Origin of the sequence: Pantoea sp. S61 (assembly GCF_016625145.1) — a bacterium.
Classification (GTDB): domain Bacteria; phylum Pseudomonadota; class Gammaproteobacteria; order Enterobacterales; family Enterobacteriaceae; genus Pantoea; species Pantoea rwandensis_B.
Map to the genome: position 1 here is coordinate 32,005 of NZ_JACVUO010000010.1, position 25,705 is coordinate 57,709.

General features: G+C 54.1%; 26 protein-coding genes. 18 read left to right on the forward strand and 8 right to left on the reverse strand.

The genetic code is table 11. The features are described 5' to 3' along the window. Positions 1 to 97: 97 nt before the first annotated feature. The gene (locus IAE30_RS18125) at positions 98 to 802 is read right to left on the reverse strand and encodes an SDR family oxidoreductase (protein WP_200680548.1); all 705 of its coding nucleotides are present in this window, start codon (positions 800 to 802) and stop codon (positions 98 to 100) included. A 105-nt stretch (positions 803 to 907) separates the two neighbouring features. Here IAE30_RS18125 and IAE30_RS18130 point away from each other — a divergent pair, with 105 nt between their 5' ends. From IAE30_RS18130 to IAE30_RS18190, 12 genes are all read left to right on the forward strand, one after another. Beyond that, positions 908 to 1,795: a LysR substrate-binding domain-containing protein gene (locus IAE30_RS18130; protein WP_200680549.1), complete on the forward strand. Its 888-nt coding sequence runs from the start codon at positions 908 to 910 to the stop codon at positions 1,793 to 1,795. A gap of 275 nt (positions 1,796 to 2,070) precedes the next feature. Further along, positions 2,071 to 3,258, forward strand: a complete 1,188-nt coding sequence (locus IAE30_RS18135) for a M20 family metallopeptidase (RefSeq protein WP_200680550.1) — start codon at positions 2,071 to 2,073, stop codon at positions 3,256 to 3,258. A 21-nt stretch (positions 3,259 to 3,279) separates the two neighbouring features. After that, complete coding sequence (locus IAE30_RS18140; protein ID WP_370585619.1) at positions 3,280 to 4,128, forward strand: transporter substrate-binding domain-containing protein; 849 nt, start codon at positions 3,280 to 3,282, stop codon at positions 4,126 to 4,128. A gap of 12 nt (positions 4,129 to 4,140) precedes the next feature. Beyond that, positions 4,141 to 4,860 carry an ABC transporter permease gene (locus tag IAE30_RS18145; RefSeq protein WP_200680554.1) on the forward strand — a complete coding sequence of 240 codons (720 nt, stop codon included), beginning with the start codon at positions 4,141 to 4,143 and terminating at the stop codon, positions 4,858 to 4,860. A 9-nt stretch (positions 4,861 to 4,869) separates the two neighbouring features. Next, positions 4,870 to 5,556: an ABC transporter permease gene (locus IAE30_RS18150; protein ID WP_200536971.1), complete on the forward strand. Its 687-nt coding sequence runs from the start codon at positions 4,870 to 4,872 to the stop codon at positions 5,554 to 5,556. Next, positions 5,553 to 6,329, forward strand: a complete 777-nt coding sequence (locus IAE30_RS18155) for an ABC transporter ATP-binding protein (RefSeq protein ID WP_045816764.1) — start codon at positions 5,553 to 5,555, stop codon at positions 6,327 to 6,329. The genes IAE30_RS18150 and IAE30_RS18155 overlap by 4 nt, the downstream gene beginning before the upstream one ends. Before the next feature lie 419 nt (positions 6,330 to 6,748). Further along, positions 6,749 to 7,246, forward strand: coding sequence for a type VI secretion system contractile sheath small subunit (gene tssB / locus IAE30_RS18160; protein ID WP_045831911.1), 498 nt, complete (start codon positions 6,749 to 6,751; stop codon positions 7,244 to 7,246). A gap of 29 nt (positions 7,247 to 7,275) precedes the next feature. Next, the gene (tssC, locus tag IAE30_RS18165) at positions 7,276 to 8,823 is read left to right on the forward strand and encodes a type VI secretion system contractile sheath large subunit (RefSeq protein ID WP_200680562.1); all 1,548 of its coding nucleotides are present in this window, start codon (positions 7,276 to 7,278) and stop codon (positions 8,821 to 8,823) included. Between the two features lie 14 nt (positions 8,824 to 8,837). Beyond that, entirely contained in the window at positions 8,838 to 9,884 is a 1,047-nt protein-coding gene (locus IAE30_RS30435) for a VasL domain-containing protein (protein ID WP_370585620.1), read from the forward strand. A gap of 151 nt (positions 9,885 to 10,035) precedes the next feature. Further along, the gene (locus IAE30_RS18180) at positions 10,036 to 11,367 is read left to right on the forward strand and encodes a sensor histidine kinase (RefSeq protein WP_200536993.1); all 1,332 of its coding nucleotides are present in this window, start codon (positions 10,036 to 10,038) and stop codon (positions 11,365 to 11,367) included. A 4-nt stretch (positions 11,368 to 11,371) separates the two neighbouring features. After that, positions 11,372 to 11,983, forward strand: coding sequence for a response regulator transcription factor (locus IAE30_RS18185; protein ID WP_200536994.1), 612 nt, complete (start codon positions 11,372 to 11,374; stop codon positions 11,981 to 11,983). Positions 11,984 to 12,069: 86 nt separating this feature from the next. Then, on the forward strand, positions 12,070 to 12,543 hold the full coding sequence (locus IAE30_RS18190) for a heme-binding protein (RefSeq protein WP_200680563.1): 474 nt from the start codon (positions 12,070 to 12,072) through the stop codon (positions 12,541 to 12,543). Positions 12,544 to 12,673: 130 nt separating this feature from the next. Here IAE30_RS18190 and IAE30_RS18195 read toward each other — a convergent pair whose 3' ends face one another. The 3 genes from IAE30_RS18195 to IAE30_RS18205 form a co-directional block, all read right to left on the reverse strand. Beyond that, the gene (locus IAE30_RS18195) at positions 12,674 to 13,456 is read right to left on the reverse strand and encodes a molybdenum ABC transporter permease (RefSeq protein WP_200680565.1); all 783 of its coding nucleotides are present in this window, start codon (positions 13,454 to 13,456) and stop codon (positions 12,674 to 12,676) included. Then, positions 13,456 to 14,379, reverse strand: a complete 924-nt coding sequence (locus IAE30_RS18200) for an extracellular solute-binding protein (RefSeq protein WP_200680567.1) — start codon at positions 14,377 to 14,379, stop codon at positions 13,456 to 13,458. Before IAE30_RS18200 ends, IAE30_RS18195 begins: the two co-directional genes overlap by 1 nt. Before the next feature lie 114 nt (positions 14,380 to 14,493). After that, the gene (locus IAE30_RS18205; protein WP_045813826.1) at positions 14,494 to 15,054 is read right to left on the reverse strand and encodes a hypothetical protein; all 561 of its coding nucleotides are present in this window, start codon (positions 15,052 to 15,054) and stop codon (positions 14,494 to 14,496) included. 288 nt (positions 15,055 to 15,342) lie between these two features. Between IAE30_RS18205 and IAE30_RS18210 the strand changes: the two genes are divergently transcribed. From IAE30_RS18210 to IAE30_RS18220, 3 genes are all read left to right on the forward strand, one after another. After that, positions 15,343 to 15,612 carry a hypothetical protein gene (locus IAE30_RS18210; protein WP_200680569.1) on the forward strand — a complete coding sequence of 90 codons (270 nt, stop codon included), beginning with the start codon at positions 15,343 to 15,345 and terminating at the stop codon, positions 15,610 to 15,612. A gap of 110 nt (positions 15,613 to 15,722) precedes the next feature. Further along, complete coding sequence (locus tag IAE30_RS18215; RefSeq protein ID WP_200680571.1) at positions 15,723 to 16,739, forward strand: NAD(P)-dependent alcohol dehydrogenase; 1,017 nt, start codon at positions 15,723 to 15,725, stop codon at positions 16,737 to 16,739. A gap of 248 nt (positions 16,740 to 16,987) precedes the next feature. Continuing rightward, the gene (locus tag IAE30_RS18220; protein ID WP_045813829.1) at positions 16,988 to 18,004 is read left to right on the forward strand and encodes an NAD(P)-dependent alcohol dehydrogenase; all 1,017 of its coding nucleotides are present in this window, start codon (positions 16,988 to 16,990) and stop codon (positions 18,002 to 18,004) included. A 43-nt stretch (positions 18,005 to 18,047) separates the two neighbouring features. Here IAE30_RS18220 and IAE30_RS18225 read toward each other — a convergent pair whose 3' ends face one another. Together IAE30_RS18225 and IAE30_RS18230 are read right to left on the reverse strand one after the other, a co-directional pair. Continuing rightward, on the reverse strand, positions 18,048 to 19,790 hold the full coding sequence (locus IAE30_RS18225; protein WP_200680573.1) for a DUF2534 family protein: 1,743 nt from the start codon (positions 19,788 to 19,790) through the stop codon (positions 18,048 to 18,050). Positions 19,791 to 19,852: 62 nt separating this feature from the next. Then, positions 19,853 to 20,269 (reverse strand): DUF2946 domain-containing protein, encoded by a 417-nt coding sequence (locus IAE30_RS18230; RefSeq protein ID WP_200680574.1) that lies wholly within the window; start codon positions 20,267 to 20,269, stop codon positions 19,853 to 19,855. 186 nt (positions 20,270 to 20,455) lie between these two features. Between IAE30_RS18230 and IAE30_RS18235 the strand changes: the two genes are divergently transcribed. Beyond that, a complete protein-coding gene (locus tag IAE30_RS18235) occupies positions 20,456 to 21,397 on the forward strand; it encodes a D-2-hydroxyacid dehydrogenase (RefSeq protein WP_200680575.1) in 942 nt (313 codons plus the stop codon). Between the two features lie 5 nt (positions 21,398 to 21,402). Here IAE30_RS18235 and glsB read toward each other — a convergent pair whose 3' ends face one another. Next, complete coding sequence (glsB, locus tag IAE30_RS18240) at positions 21,403 to 22,329, reverse strand: glutaminase B (RefSeq protein ID WP_234472801.1); 927 nt, start codon at positions 22,327 to 22,329, stop codon at positions 21,403 to 21,405. Positions 22,330 to 22,595: 266 nt separating this feature from the next. On the opposite strand from glsB, the gene IAE30_RS18245 reads away from it, so the two are divergent. Together IAE30_RS18245 and clcA are read left to right on the forward strand one after the other, a co-directional pair. Next, positions 22,596 to 22,943, forward strand: a complete 348-nt coding sequence (locus tag IAE30_RS18245; RefSeq protein ID WP_200537004.1) for a cupin domain-containing protein — start codon at positions 22,596 to 22,598, stop codon at positions 22,941 to 22,943. A 100-nt stretch (positions 22,944 to 23,043) separates the two neighbouring features. Further along, a complete protein-coding gene (gene clcA / locus IAE30_RS18250) occupies positions 23,044 to 24,447 on the forward strand; it encodes a H(+)/Cl(-) exchange transporter ClcA (RefSeq protein ID WP_200537005.1) in 1,404 nt (467 codons plus the stop codon). On the opposite strand, the gene IAE30_RS18255 is transcribed toward clcA, so the two are convergent. Then, positions 24,444 to 25,640 (reverse strand): L-talarate/galactarate dehydratase, encoded by a 1,197-nt coding sequence (locus IAE30_RS18255; RefSeq protein ID WP_200680699.1) that lies wholly within the window; start codon positions 25,638 to 25,640, stop codon positions 24,444 to 24,446. The genes clcA and IAE30_RS18255 overlap by 4 nt on opposite strands. Between the last annotated feature and the right edge of the window lie 65 nt (positions 25,641 to 25,705).

The window sequence follows — 25,705 nt, forward strand, 5'->3', positions numbered from 1 at the left end:
CGATCGACGAGACCAGTCTTGTTTATGCGAGGGGAGAAGTGAGAGAGGTGCCCCCAGCCGCGCAAAATGGGACTTTACGTGGCTGGAGGCGTCGATTTTATACGCTGTGGGTGACCCCCCCATCAACCCGGATATTCTGAGCAGTAATGTAAGCCGCACCGGGTGAGGCGAGAAACGCGATGGTGGCGGCGACTTCTTCTGCAGTGCCATAGCGTTTTAGTGGCACACTCTCACGACGCTCATCACTTTTCGGCAGACTGTCGATCCAGCCCGGTAACACGTTGTTGATGCGAATGTTATCCGCTGCGTAAGCATCAGCGAAAATTTTGGTGAATGAGGCGAGTCCGGCGCGGAAAACCGCTGAAGTCGGGAACATGTCGGTGGGTTCGAACGTCCAGGCCGAAGAGATATTGATAATGCTGCCGCCGCCCTGTTTCTGCATGATAGGAGTCACCAGACGTGCTGCGCGCACCACGTTCAGGAAATAAGTCTCCATGCCGCGCTGCCAGTCATCATCACTCAGTTCCAGTATCGGCGCACGCGGCCCATGTCCGGCGCTATTGACCAGCACATCAATGCGGCCCCAACGCGCCATTGTCGCCTCAACCAGTTTTTGTAAGTCATCCACTGACTGATTGGATCCGGTGATACCTAATCCGCCTAAACGGTCAGCCAGCGCTTCCCCTTTGCCAGAGGAGGAAAGGATCGCAACGTTATAGCCTTCCGCCGCCAGTTTTTCTGCTGCTGCGGCACCCATGCCGCTGCCGCCAGCCACAATGACTGCGACTTTTTCTACTGTCATAATTCGTTTCCTTATTAGTTAGAAGTCGATTTATTGCAGTATAGGGGCTAAATTCGGCTGCAGAGAGTCAGTCTGATTCGCAATTGACGATAGGAAAACTACAGGATGAGTCAGGGGTTCCCCACACTACCGCCGCTTAATGCATTGAAAGTATTCGAAGCGGTGACGCGTCATCTCAATTTTCGCCTCGCTGCTGAAGAGCTTGGTGTCACTCAGGGCGCGGTGGCACAGCAAATTCGTGGACTGGAGAGCAGCCTGGGGCTGAAATTGTTCGAACGGCTGCCGCGGACTTTGGCGTTAACCGCAGCGGGTGCAGGTTATGCGGTGAGTGTCCGTCAGGCGTTTGAGTTGATTGATGAGGCCACACGTGCTTTGCGACCCGAACCGGACCGCTTGACCTTGAGTGTCACGCCGACTTTTGCCAGCCGCTGGATGCTGCCTCGCTTACCGGCCTTTACCGCCGCGTGGCCGGATATTGACCTTCGCGTACTGGCCTCAGAAAGATTGGTGCAGTTTCATCATGAAGGGGTTGATCTGGCGGTGCGTTATGGCCGCCCTCCGTTTGGGGCAGGGCTGGATGCCACGCTGCTGTTTCGTCAGAGTGTATTGGCAGTGGTGAGTCCGGATTTATTGGCTGGGTTGGGCGACCCGCAGGATCGGGATAGCTTTGAGCGCTATGTTTTGCTGCATGACGGGCACCATTTGTGGCCAGTGTTTCTCTCTTATCTTTTCCCGCACAACACGCTACATCATCAGCATCATTTGCGTTTTAACCAGACTGCGCTGGCCTTAGAGGCGGCGATCAGCGGGCAAGGCATTGCGCTTACCAGTCCGCACTTTGTCGAGAACGATCTCGCACACGGTCGTCTGGTGCCCGCCTTTCCTCAGCAAATGAACGTTGACGCGGGCTGGTATCTGGTCTCTCCCCATCGTCCACGTGAACACACGAGCGTTAAGGCCGTGCGTGCGTGGTTGCTTGAACAGATAAATTAGCGGTATAGGGCCGAAAATTGCTCCGTTTTTGTTCAATCACAAAATCAGTAAATCTGATGATCTTATGTGGATTATGAATGTTATAACTGACTGAAGATGCAAACCCGGGCTTTTATCCTGCAAACGCAGTGGATTAGCAAAATATCACGATATTTCAGCAAGTAACCATTAGCAATGCGCGTTGCAATCCTGCTATGGCTGTGAATAAATACGAGGTCAATCATCATAAAAATGCCATAAAGGCCAGGCGTCAGCCTGAAAAGATCAATGCCATCATGACCGACCTTAAAGATGTTTTAGCCAGGGACATCAGTGCCAAAAGCAAAAGCATGGAAGCGCACCTCATTACCATCCGCCGTGATATTCACGCGCATCCCGAACTGGGGTTCGACACGATTCGTACCGCTCATATCGTCGAGCAGGAATTGCTGCGCCTTGGTCTTTCGCCACAAACAGGCGTCGGCAAAACCGGCGTGGTCGTGGACATTGTGGGCGAACAGCCGGGCAAAACCCTCCTGATCCGCGCCGATATGGACGCGCTGCCGATACAGGAACAAACCGGATTACCTTTTAGCAGCACCTATCCCGGTAAGATGCATGCCTGCGGCCACGACATCCACACGGCGACGCTGCTTGGTGTGGCGGCGATTGTTGCGCAATATCGCGGCCAATTAAAAGGCACCGCGCGGCTGATCTTCCAGCCAGCAGAAGAGACGCCAGAGAGTGGCGCCGAGGCGATGATAGCTGATGGCGTGGCAGAGGGTGTAGATGTGGCGATCACCCTGCATAACAAGCCTGAGCTGGCGGCAGGTGAAATTGCCTTGACGCGCGGCGCCAGCACGGCTTCCAGCGACGAATTCGATGTCGTCGTCCACGGCAAATCCACTCATGCTGCGCGCCCGCATATGGGAACCGATCCGATTATTGCGGCGGCGAACCTCATCAGCCAACTGCAAACCATCATTTCACGTGAACTCGATCCGGCACATTCCGCCGTATTGACCATCGGCCATATTCACGGTGGCTCGACGCACAACATCATCTCCGATAGCTGCCTGATTCAGGGCACCGTGCGGGCGAAGTCACCTGAGTCACGCGCGCATATTGAGCACGCATTTAAACGTATCTGTGCCGGTGTGGCGCTGTCGCTGAATACACGCATTGATGTCAACTATCAGCGCGGCGTGCCCCCGTTAATGAATGATGATGCGCTGATTGATGCGCTCGAACCGATTTTGTCGCATCAGTTTGGTAAGCCGATTGTGGCGAAACCGAGTGCCAGTTTTGGCGCGGAGGACTTCTCCCTGTTTACTGAGCGAGCGCCGGGTTGCCAGATCCACATTGGATCCGGTGCGCCAGGACGCGACGACCATCTGCATAATTCGGATTACCAACCCGACGAACGCAGCATTCATGCAGGCACTCAGGCATTAGCCCGTTTAGCCATCGATTTACTCTCCTAAAATAATGAACTCTGAGGTTTTATGATAATGCGTAAAGGGCTGTTTACCGCTTCCGCTGGCCTGTTGTTGCTGGCTGCTTCTGCACTGGTGCAGGCAAAAGATTTTGGCACGCTGAAATTCGCGACTGAAGCGGCTTATCCTCCGTTCAACCAGTCTACGCCGAGCGGCAAAATTGTTGGCTATGAGCCCGATATGGTGGCGGAACTGGCTAAGCGTGCGGGCTTCAAATATGAAATCGTGGCGCAGAAATGGTCTGGCATGATCCCAGGCTTGGTCGATGGCAAATATAATGCTGTCATTGATGCGGTTACCGTGACACCTAAGCGTGAAGAAGTGGTGGATTTCACCCATCAGTACACCGTGAGCGTGTCTGGTTTTGTGACCCTGAAAGGCAGCGCTGTAGATACCTTGCCGGGTAACGGTGAAGTCGTTCAGGCGGGTGACGAGGCGGGCATGACGAAAGCCATCGATGCGCTGAAAGCAAAATTCAAAGGTAAAACTATCGCCGTGCAGGTCGCGACTATTCAGGCTGACTTCCTCAACAAATATCTGGCTGATGTTGCCACCATCCGTACCTATCAGGCTGGCCCGGAAACGTTTGCTGACCTGCTTAACGGTCGCGTTGATGCGGTGATGGCGTCACGCACCAATCTGAATGCCTATGTGAAAAAACACACTGATACCGTGAACAGCACCGGTTACGGCTTCTCCGGTGGTGTATTAGGGCAGGGTTCCGCGATTGCCATTCAGAAGAACAATCCCGAGCTGAAAGCGGCGCTGGATACGGCTTTAATTTCAATGATCAAAGATGGCACGTTGAAGCAGCTGTCAGAGAAATGGTTCGGCGAGAACGTCGCGCCTGCGGAGTAATGCTGAGCGCTTATGACTATTGACTGGCAACTGTTAGGTTTTGGTGACGAAGGCTGGGGCGGCGTGTTGCTTGACGCCGCCGCGGTGACCGTCACCGTTTCGTTATGTGCATGGCTGTTGGGCGCGGTGCTCGGTAGCCTACTCTGTTGGATGCAAATTGGTGGTGCGCGCTGGCAACAGCGCCTCGCTAATGGCTATATCACGCTGTTTCGCGGTGTCCCTGAGCTGCTGGTGATCTATTTGTTTTACTTCGGCGGACGTCAGGTGGTCTCCTTCGTCGGGGAAACATTGGGCATGCAGGTGCCGTTTGATGTTAACGGCTTTGTCGCCGGGGCTATCGCCATCGGATTGATCTCTGGCGCTTACCAGAGTGGTGTGTTTCGTGGCGCATTTTACGCCATCCCGAAAGGCACGCTGGAAGCGGCTACGGTGACAGGTATGGGACGACTGATGTTGTTTCGCCGCATGATCGTGCCGCAGGCGCTACGCACCGCGCTGCCAGGCATGGGGAATCAATGGCAATCAGTGATCAAAGAGTCTGCACTGGTTTCCGTCACAGGCTTAGTGGAAACCATGAACCAGATTTCCACTGCATCCAACTCCACGCAAATGCCGTTTTTCTTTTACAGCGTTGGCGCGGTGATCTACCTGATCATCACCACCTGTTCCGATTTTGTTTTCCGCTATGTGGAAAAAGTGGCCATGCGCGGGCAACAACGCGCGCGGTTGTAAGGAGCCACGATGGATTTCACCTTTTTACAGCATACGCTGGCCGCGTTGCTGCGCGGTTTACCACTGACCCTTAATCTGGCCGTTTTGTCACTGCTGGGTGGGGGGGTTTTAGCGTTATTGCTCAACCTGTTGCGCCAGAATCGCTATGGTAGCGTCTTTGCCCGCTTTTACGTTTGGCTGTTCCGCGGCACGCCCTTGTTAATCCAGATTTTTATGATCTATTACGGATTGGGGAGTTTACCGGCAGTGCGCGAGAGCGTGCTGTGGCCGCTGTTGCGCGATCCCTACTGGTGCGGGCTCATTGCACTGGTGCTTAACGATGCGGCTTACACCTCGGAGATTCTTCGTGGTGGTCTTAATGCCGTTAGCGTGCAGTCGCTTGAGGCAGCCAAAGTCAGCGGTATGTCGCGCTTCACGACGCTGCGCCGTATCACCTTGCCGCTCGCCGTGCGTCAGGCCTTGCCTGCTTACAGCAATGAAATTATCTCGATGATCAAATCCACTTCACTGGTCAGCACCATCAGCTTGATGGAAATGACCGGTATTGCGGACTCGATTGTGTCGGAGACGTTCCGCGCGCTGGAGGTGTTTATCAGTGCGGCGATCATCTATCTGCTGCTGACTGTGCTGGTCAGTAAAGCGGTGGCGCTGTTGGAGCGCCGTTTGTCACCTTATCATGTTGGAGCACGTCAATGAGTAAACCCACTATCGCCCTGAGTCATCTCAGAAAAAGTTATAGCGGGCATGAGGTGCTTCATGACATCAGCCTGACGGCGCAGGATGGCGACGTGATATCACTGATTGGCGCCAGTGGTTCCGGAAAAAGTACGCTATTGCGCTGTATTCCGTTTCTTGAAGTGCCGCAAGGCGGGGAAATCGCGGTCGGGGATGAGGTGGTCACCATTGACAATCCCAACGAGAAACTGAGCCGGGAGCAACTGCGCCGTATCAAACTGATGCGCATGCAATTGGGATTCGTTTTTCAGAGTTTCAATTTGTGGCCGCACAAAACGGTGCTGCAGAACATTATTGAAGCGCCCGTGCATGTCCAGAAACGCGGCCATAAAGAGGTGATTGAGGAAGCCGAAGCCCTGCTGCATAAAGTCGGCTTGTATGAAAAGCGCAACGCGTGGCCATCACAGCTGTCAGGTGGGCAGCAGCAGCGTGTGGCGATAGCGCGTGCGTTGGCACAGCAGCCCAAAGCGCTTCTTTTTGATGAACCTACCTCCGCACTCGACCCTGAACTGGTGGGCGAAGTGTTACGGGTGATCCGCAGCCTGGCTGAAGAGGGACGTACGATGATCATCGTCACCCATGAAATGGGCTTCGCGCGTGATGTCTCCAACAAAGCGGTGTTTCTGCATCAGGGCAAAATCGAAGAGTCGGGGCCGCCACAGCAGGTGTTCACTGATCCGCTCTCAGATCGATGTCGCGCATTTGTGAGTAGTCATTTACACCGCAACAGTTAATCCTGACAAACCCGCTTCTTAACGTGAACCCCGAAAGTTGGATAACCCACTTTCGGGGTTTTTCGTTTCAATGGGCAGAGAAAAATAGACGGCAGAATGTCACATCCTGACTAATGTACATTATCGACCATTTCATCATGAAATATATTAATGATTGAGATGTTTCTTACGATAAATCCTAAGAAAACAAGGCGCATAAAAACACTCATAAAAAATAAATCAGCACCATTCCACACATTAATCCTGGATTAACTTCAACGACTTAAAGCTAAGTATCAGAAATTTCCTATATAAATCAGATCGCAAAGTTCATCTTCATCTGTTGCTAACCCAAATTAGCCTGTTATATATTCGCCTCGAATCACACAAGGAAAGTGTGCATAAAGCGTGCTTTCCGCGCTTGTCTAACAGGAGGTTGTATGAGTAATTCTTATCAAAACGAAATACCCAAAGCGCGCGTTAATATCAAACTCGACGTTCACACCGGCGGCGCTGCACGCAAAATGGAGCTGCCGCTCAAACTGCTGGTGACCGGCGATTTCAGTAATGGCCAGGAAGATCGCGTGCTGAGCGAACGCGAAAAGGTCAACGTCAATAAAAACAATTTCGACAGCGTGCTCGCTGACTTTTCGCCATCAGTCCGACTCACCGTGCCGGATACCTTGTCAGCGGATGGCAGTGAACAGGCCATCAATCTGACATTCAGCAACATCAAAGACTTCGAACCTGAACAGGTCGCTCGTCAGATCCCGCAACTCAAAGCGATGCTCGCGATGCGTAATCTGCTGCGCGATCTCAAATCCAATCTGCTCGATAACGTCACTTTCCGCAAAGAACTGGAGATCATCCTGAAAGACCCGGCACTGAGTGACGAACTGCGTGCGGAACTTTCTGCGCTTGCCAGCGATAACGGCTGAACCCCTTTTAACGGACTAAATGAGAGACGATGCTGATGTCAGTTCAGAATGAAACCCGATCTTCCGGTGAAACCACTGTGCTTGAAAACCCTGCAGCGGAAGGCGTGTACGCCTCGCTGTTCGACAAAATTAATCTAAATCCGGTTAGCTCACTGAGTGACCTGAATGTCTGGCAAGACAATCAGGCAATGTCAGATGCCACTGCTGACGAGCGCGTGACGGCGGCGATGCAGGTGTTTCTTAATCGCTTAAAAATCAGCGGTGAGAAAGTCGAAAAGCTGGATAAAACCTTGTTGGATCATCACATTGCCGAGCTGGATTATCAGATCAGCCGACAGCTGGACGCGGTGATGCACCATGACGAATTCCAGAAAGTCGAATCGGTGTGGCGTGGTTTGAAATCGTTGGTGGATAAGACCGATTTCAGCCAAAACGTCAAACTGGAAGTGCTTGATGTATCGAAAGAAGATTTGCGTCAGGACTTTGAAGACGCGCCGGAAATTATCCAAAGTGGCCTCTATCTGCAAACGTATGTCGCTGAGTACGACACGCCGGGTGGCGAGCCGATCGGTGCGGTGATTGCAGCCTATGAATTCGATGCTTCTGCGCAGGATATCGCACTGCTGCGTAATATCTCGAAAGTTGCGGCATCCGCCCATATGCCGTTTATCGGATCAGCCGGTCCGGCATTTTTCCTGAAGGAATCAATGGAAGAAGTGGCAGCCATCAAAGACATCGGCAACTACTTCGATCGTGCGGAATACATTAAGTGGAAATCGTTCCGTGATACCGATGATTCACGGTATATCGGTCTGACCATGCCGCGTGTGCTGGGACGTTTGCCGTACGGACCTGATACCGTGCCGGTGCGCAGTTTTAACTATGTTGAAGAGGTGAAAGGCCCGGATCACGAAAAATATCTCTGGACCAATTCGTCTTTCGCTTTCGCCGCTAACATGGTGAAAAGCTTTATCAACAACGGCTGGTGCGTGCAGATTCGTGGTCCACAGGCGGGCGGTGCAGTGCAGGATCTGCCGATTCACCTGTATGACCTCGGCACCGGTAATCAGGTGAAAATCCCCTCTGAAGTGATGATCCCTGAAACGCGCGAGTTTGAATTCGCCAATCTGGGCTTCATTCCGCTGTCGTATTACAAAAACCGTGATTATGCCTGTTTCTTCTCCGCGAACTCGGCGCAGAAGCCCGCGATTTATGACACCACAGACGCCACCGCCAATAGCCGCATCAACGCGCGCTTGCCCTATATCTTCCTGCTGTCGCGCATCGCGCATTATCTGAAGCTGATTCAGCGCGAAAACATCGGCACCACTAAAGATCGCCGCTTGCTCGAACTCGAGCTAAACACCTGGGTGAAGAGCCTGGTGACCGAGATGACCGATCCGGGTGACGCGTTGCAGGCCTCACACCCGCTGCGCGATGCGAAGGTGGTGGTGGAAGATATCGAAGACAACCCTGGTTTCTTCCGCGTGAAACTCTTCGCAGTGCCGCATTTCCAGGTGGAAGGCATGGACGTCAATCTGTCGCTGGTATCGCAGATGCCAAAAGCGAAAGCGTAAGGCGGCTATCCGGAATGAAAATTTACCGTCCGTTATGGGAAGACGGCGCGTTTCTGACGCCGCAACAGTTTCAGCAGCAGGCCATGTGGGACGCGCATGTGGCAGGCACCGTCGCAGGCATGACGCTGGCACACCCCTGGGGCGTGCTGTGTGTTGAGTTCGATGAGGGTGCGCTGGCACTGTCGAAGCTGAATGCGACGCGCATTGCCGTCCGCTTTGCGGATGGCACCCTGGTCGATACCTGTCTGGCTGACACATTGCCTCCTGTCTGTGAGTTAAGTGATGTGACGGACCGGGACAGCGAGATGGCGGCGCAGCTATTAGAAACGGAGCGGTTGCTGATATCCCTGCGTGAAGCGTTGTTACGTTTTGGTATCAGGGAATTCGCGCAGGCCAATACCTTATTGCATCAGGTCAAACACTCCATGACGCAGCTGCAGGAGAGTCTGCCCTCTCCGGTGCAGCTTATCCCGGCAGCACTCAACAGTGAACACCACCGCCATCCGGCTCGCGTTTATGTGGTCTATCCTGATGCGGATGAGCAGCAAGACGCGCCCACAACGCCGTCATCATTAAAATCATTTGTGAGCGGGGCCTGCTGTGCGTTACTGGCTGGCGTTTTAGTCTTCGTTTGTGGCAGTTGGTATCGATACGAACAGCATCAGCACTCGATGGCCTCTCAAGCTCTGCTCGAACAACAGCGCAGAGAGAAACAAGCGATATCGCTGGAAAAATTACAGAGCTGGCATCGTGGTATGGCGCAGCTGGAAAATATGGCTGAACAACTCAATGGACTAGACAAAACTAAAGGGAAATATCTCACGGTGAGTGAGCTTAAAACGGGGATTTTTTCCGCGATGCAGGCCTTCAACCAACAGATTCCGGTTGAAGAGCAACTTCGACGTTATGCTGAAGGTAACGGTGATCAGTTGAGTGAACAAACACAGACGGGATTACTGTTAAAACAGCTCATGTTTCGTTATCAACTCATACAACAGGATAACGCAGAGTCGCTCACCGATCGGGAAAAAGCCAATCTAAATCAAAGTCGTACCAGGTAGACTTCTGAAATCAGCGCTAAACCAGTAAAACAGATTGAATCCAGGGAGTGGGCAGGTTACAACGTTGCAAAACCATGAATGGATGCAGGTGCAGTATCGACAACCCTCCTGACACGGAGGGCTTTTTTTATCGCTTTAACAACGGAAAACTATGCCTCACACTTACCGCCCATGGATGAAAAGGTATTGGCTGGTCTGGCTACTTCTCACGCTGGTGACGTTGTTCGCATTGCTTGCCGAACAAATCCTAAATCAACGTCGCACGCGTGAAGCGGAATACCATCAGCAGTTCAATCGCATTGCGGCCTATTTAACGCAGAATGAAACCCTGTTGCCATTATTGACGGGTGATGAAAATCTTGCTGAATTGCAGAAGAAATTTCCGCAAATCGTGCAGCTTGAGCACACGCAGAACTGGCCGTTAACCGGCCCGCGATTTGAAGATGCCAACGACGGACGTTACTGGCTGTATAACCCCTATCGACAATTCCGCATGCTGGTGGATTTGCATTTTGCCGTGCAAGCTCCAGAGGTCGGGCTGGCACTGGCATTTCATATTCACGCTCAGCCCGCAATATCGACCTCGGGCTATTCTGAAACGGCGCGTTGGCAATGGCAGCGCCCGTTTATCAACCTCTACCAACCTTTTCTGATTAAAGGCAGCGCGAATCCTGATTGGCGTGCGCTGCATGTCGCTCCGCCCCTGCTGGCGTTGATGTTGTGGCTAATTATCGGTTTTCTCGGTTGGGAATTATTGCGTCACTGGCGACAAAACGTCGAGATGCGCCTGCGGGCTGACTATTTCCAGCGCACGCGGCGTGAATCTTTGGGTGAATTCACGGCGGGTATCATCCATGAAATTAACCAGCCGCTCACCGCGATTAACACGTGGTTGCACACCAGCCAGCTGCTGCTTAAGCAAGGTAAACACGGTAGCCTGCCGCAGACACTCAGTGCCATCAATTTGCAAACGGAACGATTGGCTGGATTGCTACAACGTTTTCGCGACATTGTCAGCGAACGCCCGGTGGCGATGATCGCAGTCGGTGTTGAATCAACATGGCGGCGAGTCACGGTGCTATTGCAACAAGAACTGGATGCGGGCGGTGTGGTGCTTCATCAGCAGTTTCAGCATGATCACGCGCGCGTTATCGGCGACGAACAATGGCTCGAACAGGTCTTTCACAATCTGCTACAAAATGCGATCCACATGCAGCAAGGGCGGGCGGATGCGTGGGTGGCTATCACTTCAGAACGCCTGGCGCACGAGATCAAAGTCATCATCAGTGATAACGGACCAGGCTTTTCTGTCGAAGGATTAGCACAGGCCTGTATGCCGTTTTACAGCTCGCGCCCAGAAAGCATGGGGCTTGGCATGACGCTGGTTGAGAGCTTGATGTTACGCATGAATGGCCAGCTGCGGCTGGCAAACCGCGCCGAGGGCGGCGCGGAAATCACCCTAATTTTCCCACTGGCGGAGTAACGGAATGAGCGCAAAAGTTTGGTTAGTGGATGATGATTTGTCGGTGCGTGAATCACTGGGTTTTCTCTTGAGAACACTGGAATATGACGTTGCCGACTTTGCTGATTTGGCCTCATTTGAGGCGGCTACGTCAGCGCAGGAACCACTGCGCGGCTGTTTGTTGCTGGACGTCCGCATGCCGGGCATTAGTGGCCTTAGCTGGCTGGCAGAGAAGGGCGAAAGGCATCAGCTGCTGCCGGTGATCATCATGACCGGTCATGGCACGATTGAAGCCTGTCGCCGTGCATTCCGTCAGGGGGCTTTCGAGTTCTACACTAAACCGTTAGAGATTGAACCGTTGCTGGAAAGCGTTCACCAGGCAATGCATGAAAGTGAACAGCGCGCGCAGCGCTGGCAGGCGCAGCAGATTTTGCAGTCGCGTTTTGCCTTGTTGTCAGTGCGTGAAAACGAAGTGATGCAACTGATGATTGCTGGGCAAACCAGTAAAGAGATAGCGCGTGATTTATCGCTGTCACCACGAACGGTTGAAGCCCATCGCGCCTCGGTTCTGACTAAACTGGAAATGGACAATCTTGCGCAACTGATCCACGCCTGGCAGCAACTAAACCAGGTATAACTACCTGGCAGAACGCGTGATCGTCCGAATATTTATTAACCTGCTCTCGTTTTACAGTGTCACCTAACATAACTCAGGAGTGACACATGACTATTCGCCTTTCTTTGATTGCTGCTGCGGCGGCATTTGTTTCTTTTGGTAGCCAGGCCGCCGTGACTGAATCCAATCTGTCATTGGCTGAGGCGCAAAAACTGGCCAGCGCAGCCATTCAGTCCTGCGCAGCAAAAAATTACAATGTCACCGTGACAGTCGTGGATCGCGCAGGTTTAGTGACTGCGGTACAGCGTATGGACAATGCCGGTCCGCACACCGTAGAGGCGAGCCGTATGAAGGCCTACACCGCGCTGAGTACCAGGAATCTGAGTGGCAAAGTGATGGAAACAGCACAGAACAATCCAGGCGCGCAGAATATGCGTGACGTACCAGGCTTTCTGCTGTTAGCCGGTGGCGTGCCGGTAAAAAGTGGTGATCAGGTGATTGGTGCGATTGGTGTCGGTGGTGCACCAGGCGGTAATCTTGATGAGGCTTGCGCGCTGGATGCCTTGAAAGCGATTGAATAAGTCATGATGGGCGCAATAGATTGCGCCCATCATGCACATTGTCTGTCGTGTCACTTCATTTAGCCTGTCCAACATAGCCAGGGCGCATCTTACAGGCTACCCGCTCCGGAATATCGGTTTTCCTGCCGCGCTATGACTCCACTGATGAACTGCCATAACGTACGCGCCGTGATGCCACAAAACACAACAGTGGCACCGGCAAAGTAAACAACAGCAGCAACCACAGCAGCACGTACACCGCGTCCACGCCGTCATTTTGCAGATTGTTATAAAGTTGAACCGGCATCCCCTGAGGGAAATAGGCGAAAATCATGACAATACCGAACTCACCCATGGCGCGCACCCACGCCAAAGCCGTTGCAGAGGCTAAACCCGGCGCGGCCAGCGGAACCGACAAACGCCAAAACCCCTGCCACGGTGAGGCACCTAAGGTGCGACCGGCATCCAGAATATCCTGCGGAACACCTGCAAACGCGGAACGCGCGGTAGTGATGAAGTAGGGCAGTGCGCCGTACCATTGCGCCAGAATAAACGCGGCAGGATTGTTGACCAGCGTCCAGCCAAATTTCCCCAGTAACTCGCCTGGGACACTATAGGGTCCATAAGCGCTCACCAGTAAAATCCCCATTGCCAGCGGCGGTGTCAGCAAGGGAATCATCACCAACAGTTCAACGATGGCGCGCGCGCGGCCCTTTGCTTGTGACAGCCACCACGCCACCGGCAATCCGCCGATAAAAATTAACAGCAGCGCAATGGCGCCCAATCCCAGGGAGGTGGAGATGGCACTCCCATCGCCCCAGGCAAGGTGCATGTGCTGCCATTGAGTGACACCAATCAGGGTGACGAATGGCACGGCCAGCAACATCAGTGCTGGCAGTGACAACCAAAGCGCGGTGGCGTGACCGGTCTTCATTACTGATAAACAGCTCCGCCTTTCGGCGCGGCGTAGCCATTCTGTTTAAACAGCGCCTGACCTGGCTTACTCAGCATGAAATCGACAAAGGCTTTACCCGCCTCCGCACCGTGTGGCGCGTTTTTCAGCACGGCTGCGTAGTAAACCAGCGGTTGAGTGTGCAGCACTTTATCTTTGCCAGCGCTGTCTTTTACGCTGAAGCTGACAGTGTCATACCACTGTTTTGCCATGTCTGGATTGCTCAGGTTGATCTCATCCGGCAGCGCAACGTAAGGCAGATGTGCGGAAATCACTTCACTCTCATAACCTGCAGCGGCATCTACCTGACCACTCTCCAGGCGCGCCAGCAGACCGCCTTCAAGATGGGTCTGAGCAGGGTTTTGGTAGCTACCGAGAATTTTATCGGCGATGCCTGGCTGCTTAAAATACTTCTCAGCCAGCAGCAGGGTAAAGATAATGTTCTGGCCTTTTGGATCGTTAATCGGATCGGTGCGGCCGAATTTAATCCCCGGCGTGGCCAGCACTTTCAGCCAGCTGGCATCTGCGCCTTTCGCCTGTGCGAACTGCTGGGCAAATTTGCCTTTCGGGCTGTACGCCACCACCATGCTGGTGCTGGCAATCGGTACGGCATCATCAATCAATCCTGCATCTTTCAAAATCTGCATCGGGCCCGGCGTGATGGAAACGAACACATCAGCGGTGATTTTCTTACTCGCGAGCAGTCGAGCCATGCCGTATGCGCCCTGGCCTTGCCCTTCATATTTCCCATCATTCTGTTTAGCAAAGGCTGGACCTAAAGACTGGTCCATCACTTTCCCCATCGAACCAGCATAAGTTACGCGAATATCGGTACTGGCTTGTGCTTGCAGGCTGAGGCCCGCGGCGGCGGTTAACATCAATGCTGTGAGGTATCTGACTTGCATTCCCTTTCTCGCTATATAATTAGGTAAATAACGATTATCGGAAATTGTGCAATCAGTGCAAGCAGAAATCTGTTGCGAAATATGGGGATAGCCCGCCGGAGCGGGCTGACGACATCAGGCGAGAATGCGCTGAGCCCAGGACTCAATATCATCACCGCTACCGATATCCAACTGCACCAACCCGTTGGTGATAAAAGTGGGCGAGACGTGAATGCCGTTCTGGCGTGAATATTTGCAGTGCCATTTGATTTCGTTTTGCAACTCGGCGCGCAGGAACGGTGCATGTGCGTCGACGCCACTGTAGTGCTGTAAACGCGCCAGAATTTGGTTCGGCGTGGCGTCCATGTTCGGCCCATGACTGTGATCGGTGAACTCAAACTCTTCACGATGATCGGCGACTGCTTGCAGCACGCGTTTCGCCGCAATTTTGCCCTCTGGCAGCGTCGATGCGGCAAGGATGTAACGTACGATCAGCCCGGAATACATATGCCACGGCTGGGATTGCAGCCGAATCTTCAGCGTCATCTTATCTTCCCCAACCCATGCCAGCAGCGCATCCAGTTTATTAAAGGCACGGACTGAGAACGGACAGGTAGGTTCAAGAAACACTTCAAACACTTTGGGGCCATGGCCCCAGATCAGTGGATCGGCGTGTAAAGCTGTGGTTTGGCTCATATTCATTCCCTGTTGCGAGGTTAAACGTTGCTCTACTTTGGCAAAGCGCGGCGACGACAGCCAGCGTGGGTTTATGCTTTTTTGTTACAAGGGCATTCGCGGTCGTCAGCACGAGGCAAAATAAAAATCATTTTATAGATCCGTTAACTACAAGAATGTCCGCTGTTCCGGCATTTGCTCAGAAAATAAACGGCTATAGTTATGCCAGCTTTGTTCTCTTTTTGTGCGGTCAGCGCCGTGCGTTTGATTCATTTGCCTGGAGCCAATAGATAAGCAACGAGGTTAAATGTGTTTGCCGAAATATCCTGGAAAATCATCCATCAGGTGATCAATCAGACCATTGCGGAGATGGTGGATGAGCAGCAAACGTTAGATGTGGTCAGCCTGCGCAGACGACTACGTGAGATGGCCGAAAGCGAAACAGATGAAGAGATAGTGCTGTGCTACTGGCAAGCGAGCAAGGTGCTGATGCGTTTACCGCCGACGATCACCGCCAGCCAACTGATTGAAGCAGCGAGGCATGCTTTTCGCAGCCCACTGAATCACGATCCGCTTTAACCCTGAATGCTTTTCTGACGAATCGCGGATAATCGATTGATTTATCGTCATAATCCTGGCGTACGCTCTGCTAAACTAGTGAGTCGAAAACGCTGAAACAGAGGACAGTAATGAAAATCAAAAGTTATGCCGCGATGAACGCAGGCGAAGCGCTGGTGCCTTTTGAGTATGAGACCGGTCCGCTGGCAGCTGAAGAGGTACAGGTTGAGGTCGATTACTGTGGCGTTTGCCACTCTGACCTGTCGATGATTGATAACGAGTGGGGCATCTCAGCCTTCCCGGTGATCGCGGGCCATGAAGTGATTGGTCGCATCAGCGCGTTAGGGGATGCCGCACAGAACAAAGGGCTGAAAGTCGGTCAGCGCGTGGGTATCGGCTGGACAGCTAAAAGCTGCCAGCACTGTAATGCCTGTATCAACGGCGAGCAGGTTAACTGCGAAAACGGTTCTGTACCGACCATCATGAACAAAGGGGGGTTCGCCAGCCACCTGCGTGCTGACTGGCAATGGGTAATCCCGCTGCCAGAGTCAATGGATATCACCACTGCCGGCCCACTGCTGTGCGGCGGTATTACCGTGTTCAAACCGCTGCTGATGCACAACATCAATGCCACCAGTCGTGTGGGCGTGATCGGCATCGGTGGCCTGGGCCACATGGCGATCAAACTGCTGCGAGCCATGGGTGCGGAAGTGACGGCGTTCAGTTCCAACGCCAGCAAAACTGAATCTATCCTGGCGATGGGTGCGGATCGCGTGGTGAATAGCCGTGATCCACAAGCATTGAACGCGCTGGCAGGTCAGTTTGATCTGATCATCAGCACCGTTGCGGTTGATTTGGACTGGCAACCGTACTTCCAGGCGTTGGCACCACAGGGTAAATTCCACACCGTGGGTGCAGTGATGAAGCCCTTTGAAGTCCCCGCTTTCAGCCTGATCATGGGTGACCGTGCCGTGACCGGATCATCCACCGGTTCCCCGGGCCAGCTGCGTTCGTTAATGAAACTGGCATCGCGTGCTGACGTTGCACCAACGGTAGAAGCGTTCCCGATGTCGAAAATCAACGACGCGCTGGATCATGTCCGCGCCGGTAAAGCGAATTACCGCGTGGTGCTGAAAGCGGATTTCTAACATGGCGATAGGGTCGGCCCTTGCAACGTCAATGTCAGATGAGGGTCCGACTTTAGGTTGCAGTTCAGCCATGCCGACTTTGAGTCTTTCGGTGCGCATTATGCGCACCGATTCTTCGCCCCTCCATTCTTAACCTGCATCGTCCTTCCAAACAGCATTCCCCTCACTAATAAGCTGATTATTCAGCATTATATTGCTCATCACTTTGCTACTCTGATGCTCTATCGAGCAAAACTCCGAGGACAGCGATGAAGATTTCCAGCTATGCCGCTCTGCAAGCGGGTGAGGCGTTAGTGCCTTATGAATATGATGCCGGCCCGCTGGCAGCGGAAGACGTGCAGGTTGAAGTCGATTACTGCGGCGTGTGCCATTCCGATTTGTCGATGATCGACAACGAGTGGGGCGGTTCACGTTACCCGTTGATTGCCGGGCATGAAGTGATTGGTCGCGTGGCGGCGCTGGGAGAGGCAGCACAGAACAAAGGACTCAGTATCGGGCAACGTGTCGGTATCGGCTGGACAGCGAAAAGCTGCCATCACTGTGATGCCTGTATCGCAGGGGATCAGGTGAACTGTCAAAACGGCAAAGTCTCTACCATCAACAATCGCGGTGGATTTGCCAGCCATCTGCGCGCCAACTGGCAATGGGTGATCCCGCTGCCTGAGACGCTGGATCTGGCGTCGGCAGGTCCACTGCTGTGTGGTGGCATTACGGTATTCAAACCGTTATTGATGCATAACATCAACGCCACCAGCCGCGTCGGGGTGATTGGTATCGGCGGATTAGGCCATATGGCGATTAAGCTGCTGCGTGCGATGGGCGCGGAAGTCACTGCATTTAGCTCTAATGCGAGTAAAACCGATTCCATCCTGGCAATGGGAGCCAATCGGGTGGTGAACAGCCGGGATGCGGACGCTTTGAATGCGATGACAGGGCAGTTTGATCTGATTATCAGCACCGTCGCCGTGGATTTAGACTGGAAGCCGTATTATCAGGCTCTGGCGCGGCAAGGCAAATTCCACACGGTGGGCGCGGTGATGAAGCCGTTTGAGGTTCCGGCATTCAGTCTGATTGTCGGCGACCGTGCGCTGACGGGTTCTTCTACCGGATCCCCCGCTCAGTTACGCTCATTGCTTAAGCTCGCTGCCCGCGTGAATATCGCTCCGCAGGTGGAGGAGTTTCCAATGTCGCAGATCAATGCTGCGTTAGAACACGTGAGAGCGGGAAAAGCCCACTATCGCGTGGTACTCAAAGCGGACTTCTAAGTTTCACAGACGAACTGCGGTGCGCATCCCTGCGCACCCTTCTTTATTTACCTTGTGGGTCGCTCTCGCCAAGGAAGAAATACCATAGCGGAATCGACATCAGTGCGGTGAACACGGAGCTGTATAAGGCAATCATCAAACCTTGCGTGATGTACATCGTCAATGACCAGTGGCTAAACGGGATACCGTACTGATCGATCACTCCGCCAATAATCGCATTGCTCATCACCGAAACGACAATCACCGCCAGAATGCACACGCCGCGCAGGAAGTTACGCATCTCCTTGCGCTTCACCGTAAAGCGCGCGCGTATAATGCCAAGCGGAGACTGCTGCGAGGCCATAATCTCCGCTTCGGTCATGGGAACTCGCTGCTGCTTACGCCAGCGCAAAATGTCGATCAGCAGAAATGCCAGCAGACTCACTCCCATCACGGGCAGCGCATAACCCAGCGCCAACGCCACCATCAGGCAGGTGCCTTTAGTGTAGTGCGGTATAGCAAGCCAGGTCTCCGTTAACGTTTTCGCCGGGCTGGCTTCCGCCTGTTGCGGACGGCGAGCCCACCACATGCGATAACCCAGCACGATCATCATGCATAAACCGAGTCCAAAGAACGCTAATAGCAGTTGGTTAGGCAAGCCAAACAGCACGCCCATATGCGCATCCACGCCCCAGCGCGTCAGTTTTGCCACCAGTGGGAACTGGGCGAAATAGACGTGATCAACAATCGTGAAGTCCTGCGGATTCACGGAAACCGCATCAACGCGGGTTGGCCAGCTTCGATCGATTTCGGTCACAGCCCATGCTTTGTCCGCGCTTTTCGGCTGACGTAACTCCAGCTTACTGGCGCTCAATCCATCCTGACGGGCGGCGTTGAGTACGCGATCCCAATCGCTGTCCGGTTGGTTGTTGGGCATCGGCTTCGCGGGCTGTGCAACCGGTTTTGCCATCGATGACATCGACATGCTGGACATATCCATATCAGGCATGCCCGGCATGCTGTGATGGTCAGCATGAGGATCGGCAGGCGCCGTATCGCCACTGAGTGAGGTATTAACCTGCGGTGTCAGCCAGTTCAACTCCGTACGCCAGCGATCAATGTTATTGCCTGCCCACTGCGACCAGGTTAAACCGGTGGCGGAGAAAAACACCAATCCCAGCACCAGCGTCAGACCCAGCGTGATATGCCAGTGACGGCTAAAGGCGAATCCCTTGCGCGCGGCTTTCAGCTTACGTTCCGGGCGCGTACCCAGCCATAGCACCACGCCGCCCAGTGCGGCGACCCACAACCAGGACGCCGCCAGCTCGCTGTAGTTGCGGCCGAAATCACCTAACAACAAGCTGCTGTGGAGTAAATCGAGCGTGGTACGCAGCGGAAGCACGCCGCTGGTGCCGTACACCGTCATGTCGCCTTTCACTTTCAGGCTATAAGGGTCGATAAACACCGCGCGAGACTGCGAAGCACCCAGTGAGGCATCGCTGAACTGCACGCGAGTGGTATCCGTTGCGCTTGGCGCAGGCCGCACAGCGTAAATGTGCTGTTTCTCACCCGCGTAAGCGCGTGCCGCGCTGATTTGCGCAGATAGCGGCTGGGCAGGGCCATTGGGTTGTGCCGTTAACGCATCGGAGTAGATGACGTTTTCCAGTTGTGGCGTCAGCACATAGAGCGTGCCGCTGAGTGCCGCGACAAAAATAAAGGGCGCAACAAACAGGCCAATATAAAAATGTAAGCGACGAAGTAGATTAAGCACCGCACCACGCGGCGCTGCAGAGTGAGCAGCAGACAAAGCCGTCTTCCTTCCGGTTAGAGAATGCCGTGACGCAATAAAGTGCGTCGTTAATGATGTTATCAGCAGGAGAGAACAGCAGGCGGCGCACGCGGACGGTGTGTGGGGCTAAAGCGTCGGATCACCGGAGCCTGCAGAGGCGGCAGCGGTGGGGCGCGAGAAATCACCATCATCAGCCAGATGAACGGGATGAACACCCACATCATCAACGGCACATGCACCAGCAGGTCACAATAGCCGCAGGCGAATTCACCGTTTTCCATCATGTGATGGTCCATGCCCGGCATCGCCATATCCATCATCATTTCGTGATGATGCATCGACATTTCAGACGTCATGCCGTGGGATGGCATATCCATCATGCGGCTTTGTCGTTCCATCAACGTTTTCGACACGATCGGCGCGACAAACAGCAGCAGCACCGCCAGGATGGCGATACAGGCAGTCAGGCGCTGGCGAAGTTGATGTGAAAAGGTCATAGCGGCGACGAAATGATTCAACAAATGAGGCCGAAGTGTAACGCCATTGCCGCAGAAGGGTTACAGAAACTCAGGCTAATTAAGAAAAAATTCGCACCTTTTGAAAAAAGTCACTTTACGCGCTGCATTTGTTAACCTAAATGCAACCTGATGAGAACAGTACGGAAACATGTAAACGGAGACACGATGAAAATAGTGATGCTGGATGGTGATACGCTGCCGCAACCGCCGCTGCGGCCAAAATGGTGTACGGCATGGGACTTCCGCGCGACAACCGCGCACTCTGAAATCGTCTCAGCCCTACGTGGCGCACAGATTGCCATCACCAATAAAGTGCCGCTGCGCGCTGAAACACTGCACCAATTGCCGGATTTACGCTACATCTGTGTCGCGGCAACGGGTTACGACTGCATCGATTTGGATGCGTGTCGTGAACGCGGCATTGTCGTCAGCAATGTCCCGGGTTACTCCACGCGCAGCGTTTCTGAAGGCGTGATTGCCGCCTTATTTGCCCTGCGTCGCCATCTGGTGGATTACGCCAACAGCACGCGCGCGGCCTGGCCAGCATCGTCGCATTTTTGTGTGCATCGCCAGCCGATTCAGGACATTTTTGGTGCGACCTTAGGGATTGTCGGTAAAGGCGATATCGGCAGCGCGGTGGGTGCGATGGCAGAAGCGCTCGGCATGACGGTACTCTACGCGGACCGCAAAGGCAGTTCAGCGCCGCGCACAGGTTATGTACCCTTTGAAGAGGTGCTGGCACGCAGCGATGTGTTGACCTTGCATTGCCCGTTGACGCCGCAAACTCAGCAGTTAATCAATTTGCAGGCGCTGGCACAGATGAAGCCTTCTGCCTGGCTAATCAACACTGCACGCGGTGGCCTGATCAATGAAACGGAACTGGCTCACGCGCTGCGTCAGGGTGTGATTGCCGGTGCAGCGCTGGATGTGCTCAGCAGTGAACCACCGGCAGCCGATCATCCACTGTTGCAACCGGATATTCCTAACCTGCTGCTGACACCGCACATTGCCTGGGCCAGCCAGCAGGGAGTGCACAATCTGTTGCGCGGCATTGAAGCTAATCTCGGCGGATTTGCTCAGGGCAATCCATTGCATGTGGTGAGCTAAGCGCTTTAAAAAATCGAGCGGCCCAGTCGCTCGGTGAGTTTCTCCAGCAGGGCGGTGCCCGCCAGAGAGTTACCAGAATGATCCAGCGCCGGCGACCACACCGCGATGCACATTTCTCCGGGGATGACCGCGACAATGCCGCCACCTACGCCCGACTTCGCGGGCATTCCCACACGCCAGGCGAACTCGCCCGCACCGTCATACATACCGCTGGTCATCATCAGCGCATTGACCTGCCGTGCCTGACGCGGTGAGATCACGGCCCACTCATCGTGCTGACTGCGTCCCTGGTTAGCGAGATAGAGAAAGGTGCGCGCAAGCTCTTCACAGCTCATGGAGATTGAGCAGTAGTGGAAATAGGTTTCCATCACTTTGCTGACATCATTGTGGAAATTGCCAAATGATTTCATCAGCCAGGCAATCGCGGCATTGCGGGCGGAATGCTCGTATTCAGAACGCGCAACCACACGGTCATAGTTGATGTCGCTTTGCTGAGCCAGGCGGCGCACAATCTCCAGCATACGCTGGCGCGGAGCAGTTAAACGACTCTCCAGCAAGTCACACATTACCAGTGCACCGGCGTTAATAAAGGGATTGCGTGGTTTGCCCTGTTCCAGTTCCAACTGCACCAGCGAGTTAAACGCCTGACCGGAAGGTTCTTTACCTACACGCTGCCAGATCTCGGCATCGTCATATAGCGTCAGCGCGACAGTGAGTGACAGCACTTTGGAGATCGACTGAATGGAAAAACGCGTGGAAGCATCGCCAGCCTGAAAGCGCTGGCCATCGGGTGTGACAATGGCGATGCCGAGCTGATCGGCATCGACACCGGCCAATGCGGGAATGTAGTCCGCCACCTTGCCCTGACGCGTTAAAGGACGGACTTCAGCTACGATTTCTTCCAGCAATCCATTCGTGAGTTCTGACACCAGATGGCTCCAATTCTCTTGATTTTATCCGTTTCAAATACGTTTGCGGCGCGATGCATCGCGCGTATCCACAGCCATGAAGTCGCTATCGCACGCACAATAAATCGTATGGCAACCGAAGTGCGGTGGTAGAGACAGCATGATCTTTAAGGCCAGGATCATGGTGATTTGCCCTTTACTCGTCAACGAGAGACATAAAATTCTGTGAGCCTTCCGGGTGAAGCCTGCGTTACAGTGCATAAATCCAGCAAAAACATCGGGCTCACATTATGTTGACCAATCTGTTGCGTGATTTTCCGCCAGCGGCACAAAACGGCAGCGCTGAAACCTTCGAAGCGCTGCTGTCACAACCCAATCTCGTGATTGAACGTATCGTTTCAACCGGGCAGGCCAGTCCGCCCGATTTTTGGTACTGCCAGACGCAAGGTGAATGGGTGATGATTTTACAGGGGTCGGCTGGATTGCAGTTGGAAGGCGAAAGTGAAGCGCGCACACTGTTACCCGGCGATTTTATCGATATTCCTGCAGGCTGCCGCCATCGCGTTTGCTGGACTGATAGCCAGGGCCCTACGGTGTGGCTGGCGGTGCATTATGGTGAACTGCCTAGCCAACCGTAAAATTCTGTTGCCAATGATTGCGTTACGCGATCGCCTGCGTTAGCTATGCTGACGCCTTTTCGTCGCTGGAATGGCGGCGCTGATGTTATTGAGGATCTGCATGTCTGTTTCGCAAAATGCCAGTCAGCCTGAGAACGCCATGCGCGCCGGGCGTTTTATGCTGCTGCAAAAGCTGCTGCGCCGCGATAAAACACCCGTGGCTTTATTGCTGCTCGCCGCACTGGTCGGTGTCCTCACCGGTCTGGTTGGTGTTGCCTTTGACCGCGCGGTGAATCTCATCCTGCATTCACGCCTGAACTGGCTGGAAAATGCCGCCACTCATCCCATTTTTAAGGTCCTGTGTGCTTTCCTGGTTTCCGCTGTATTGGGTGCCATTGGCTACTATCTGGTGCGGCGATTCGCGCCAGAAGCGGGCGGTTCAGGCATCCCTGAAATCGAAGGGGCACTGGAGGAGCTGCGCCCGGTGCGCTGGTGGCGCGTGCTGCCGGTGAAGTTTCTCGGCGGTATGGGCGCGCTGGGCTCAGGTATGGTGTTGGGGCGCGAAGGCCCAACCGTGCAGATCGGCGGCAACATTGGCGGCATGTGTCTGGATCTGTTCCGCGTAAAGTCGTCTGAATCCCGCCATACTCTCATCGCCACTGGGGCCGCGGCGGGTTTGTCGGCGGCTTTCAATGCGCCGCTGGCGGGCATTCTGTTTATTATTGAGGAGATGCGCCCACAGTTCCGCTACAGCCTGATCTCGATAAAAGCGGTGTTTGTCGGTGTGATCGTCTCCAGCATTGTGTTTCGTTTGTGCAATGGTAATGAGGCCATTATCAACATCGGCCAGTTGCGCGATGCGCCTACCAACACGCTTTGGCTGTATCTGCTGCTCGGCATCCTGTTTGGCGGCTGCGGTGTGGCGTTTAACCGCCTGATATTTCTCGCCCAGGATCAGTTTCAACGATTACATCAAGGCCGCATCGCCGCCTGGGTGATGTGGGGCAGTTTGCTGGCGGGATTCTGTGGTGTGCTTGGGCTATTTCTGCCGGCGGCAGTGAGTGGGGGCATCACGCTGATTCCCGATTTCTCAGCGGGGAGTTACAGCGCTTTGGCCTTGTTCGGTCTGTTCGCCCTGCGGACATTGGTGACAATTTGCTGCTTCTCTTCAGGCGCGCCGGGTGGGATCTTTGCGCCGATGCTCACCCTGGGCACCTTGCTGGGCACCTGTTTCGGTCAACTGTGCATTCACTGGTTCCCCGGCTATCAACTGGAGGCCGCGACCTTTGCCGTGGCAGGCATGGGTGCGCTATTTGCCGCTTCGGTACGCGCGCCCTTAACCGGCATCGTGCTGGTGCTGGAAATGACCAATAACTATCAGCTGATTCTGCCGATGATCATCACGTGCCTGGGCGCAACCCTTGCTGCACAGTTCTTTGGCGGCAAACCGCTGTACTCTTCGATTCTGGCGCGCACGCTGGCTAAGGCTCAGCTTAGCGGTCACGCCAGCGCAAAGATCCACTAAGGGCGTTTGCCCACGCTGTGTGTGAGTGTGGTCCAGCGGCGTGCCTGTTCGCTGAGACTAAAGCCGAGGCCGTGGCGATCGGAGATCAGCATACGTCCGTCACGCAATTCTAACTGCTCATTGAACAGCGGATTGAGCCACTCAAAATGCTCCAGCCAGGGTTCAATGGGATAGGCGGCGGCGAGATGAATGTGAATCTCCATCGCGAAGTGGGGTGCCAGCTTACGTCCGTGGCGCGCCGCCAGACCCATGATCTGCAGGAATGGCGTAATACCGCCCACGCGCGGCGCATCCGGCTGCACAAAGTCGCTGGCGTTGCCAAGAATGAGTTGCTCATGTTCACGGAAGCTGGTGAGCATCTCACCGGTTGCAATCGGCGTATCCAGCGCGGCAGTCAATGCTGCGTGGCCTTCCACGTCATAGGCATCGAGCGGTTCTTCGATCCACACCAGATTGAACTGCTCCATCTTACGTCCCATGCGAATCGCTGTTTCACGATCCCACTGCTGGTTCGCGTCCACCATTAGCGGGAAATCATCGCCCAGCGTCTGACGCACCGCAGTGAGGCGACGCAGGTCTTCAGCGGTATTAGGTTGGCCGACTTTAAGTTTGATACCGCCAATGCCATTTTCACGCGAGATCGCCACGTTCTTGATCACCTGATCAAGCGGCGTATGCAGGAAGCCCCCAGAGGTGTTGTAGCACTGCACAGAATCACGATGCGCCCCCAGCAACTTCGCCAGCGGTAATTGGGCGCGACGCGCTTTCATATCCCAAAGCGCAATATCAAACGGTGAAATCGCCTGCACCGCCAACCCGCTGCGGCCCACTGATGCGCCCGCCCACAGCAGTTTGGTGTAAATCTTGTCGATGTCATTGGGGTCTTCACCGATCAACGCATCGGCAATTTCGCAAGCATGGGCGTAAATGCCCTGACCGCCAGCGCGTTTGGAATAGCTAAAACCGATGCCCTGGAAACCGTCACGCGTTTCGATCTCCGCCACGATGATCGCCACTTCGGTCAGCGGTTTCTGGCGTCCGGTCAGCACTTTGGCATCGCTTACCGGCGTGGCCAGCGGCAAAAAGGCCAATGACAAATTGACCCAAACGATGCGGTCACCACTCTCGGTAGCGTTACCGGCTCCCGCTGATTTTGCATAGCTGACGGCACTGGAATTCACACTCGACATGATGTTCTCCTATAAATGATTGCGCTAACATTTATGTTAGGAACAGACTATGCGCCAATAACGTTGAG

Coding starts and splice junctions, on each gene's coding strand:
- IAE30_RS18220 (WP_045813829.1), top strand. CDS start 16,988: ATGAAGATTTCCAGCTATGCCGCTCTGCAAGCGGGTGAGGCGTTAGTG.
- IAE30_RS18185 (WP_200536994.1), top strand. CDS start 11,372: ATGAGCGCAAAAGTTTGGTTAGTGGATGATGATTTGTCGGTGCGTGAA.
- IAE30_RS18145 (WP_200680554.1), top strand. CDS start 4,141: ATGACTATTGACTGGCAACTGTTAGGTTTTGGTGACGAAGGCTGGGGC.
- tssB (WP_045831911.1), top strand. CDS start 6,749: ATGAGTAATTCTTATCAAAACGAAATACCCAAAGCGCGCGTTAATATC.
- IAE30_RS18140 (WP_370585619.1), top strand. CDS start 3,280: ATGATAATGCGTAAAGGGCTGTTTACCGCTTCCGCTGGCCTGTTGTTG.
- IAE30_RS18200 (WP_200680567.1), bottom strand. CDS start 14,379: ATGCAAGTCAGATACCTCACAGCATTGATGTTAACCGCCGCCGCGGGC.
- IAE30_RS18205 (WP_045813826.1), bottom strand. CDS start 15,054: ATGAGCCAAACCACAGCTTTACACGCCGATCCACTGATCTGGGGCCAT.
- IAE30_RS18235 (WP_200680575.1), top strand. CDS start 20,456: ATGAAAATAGTGATGCTGGATGGTGATACGCTGCCGCAACCGCCGCTG.
- IAE30_RS18190 (WP_200680563.1), top strand. CDS start 12,070: ATGACTATTCGCCTTTCTTTGATTGCTGCTGCGGCGGCATTTGTTTCT.
- IAE30_RS30435 (WP_370585620.1), top strand. CDS start 8,838: ATGAAAATTTACCGTCCGTTATGGGAAGACGGCGCGTTTCTGACGCCG.
- clcA (WP_200537005.1), top strand. CDS start 23,044: ATGTCTGTTTCGCAAAATGCCAGTCAGCCTGAGAACGCCATGCGCGCC.
- tssC (WP_200680562.1), top strand. CDS start 7,276: ATGCTGATGTCAGTTCAGAATGAAACCCGATCTTCCGGTGAAACCACT.
- IAE30_RS18230 (WP_200680574.1), bottom strand. CDS start 20,269: ATGACCTTTTCACATCAACTTCGCCAGCGCCTGACTGCCTGTATCGCC.
- IAE30_RS18180 (WP_200536993.1), top strand. CDS start 10,036: ATGCCTCACACTTACCGCCCATGGATGAAAAGGTATTGGCTGGTCTGG.
- IAE30_RS18245 (WP_200537004.1), top strand. CDS start 22,596: ATGTTGACCAATCTGTTGCGTGATTTTCCGCCAGCGGCACAAAACGGC.
- IAE30_RS18155 (WP_045816764.1), top strand. CDS start 5,553: ATGAGTAAACCCACTATCGCCCTGAGTCATCTCAGAAAAAGTTATAGC.
- IAE30_RS18135 (WP_200680550.1), top strand. CDS start 2,071: ATGACCGACCTTAAAGATGTTTTAGCCAGGGACATCAGTGCCAAAAGC.
- IAE30_RS18130 (WP_200680549.1), top strand. CDS start 908: ATGAGTCAGGGGTTCCCCACACTACCGCCGCTTAATGCATTGAAAGTA.
- IAE30_RS18215 (WP_200680571.1), top strand. CDS start 15,723: ATGAAAATCAAAAGTTATGCCGCGATGAACGCAGGCGAAGCGCTGGTG.
- IAE30_RS18125 (WP_200680548.1), bottom strand. CDS start 802: ATGACAGTAGAAAAAGTCGCAGTCATTGTGGCTGGCGGCAGCGGCATG.
- IAE30_RS18150 (WP_200536971.1), top strand. CDS start 4,870: ATGGATTTCACCTTTTTACAGCATACGCTGGCCGCGTTGCTGCGCGGT.
- IAE30_RS18195 (WP_200680565.1), bottom strand. CDS start 13,456: ATGAAGACCGGTCACGCCACCGCGCTTTGGTTGTCACTGCCAGCACTG.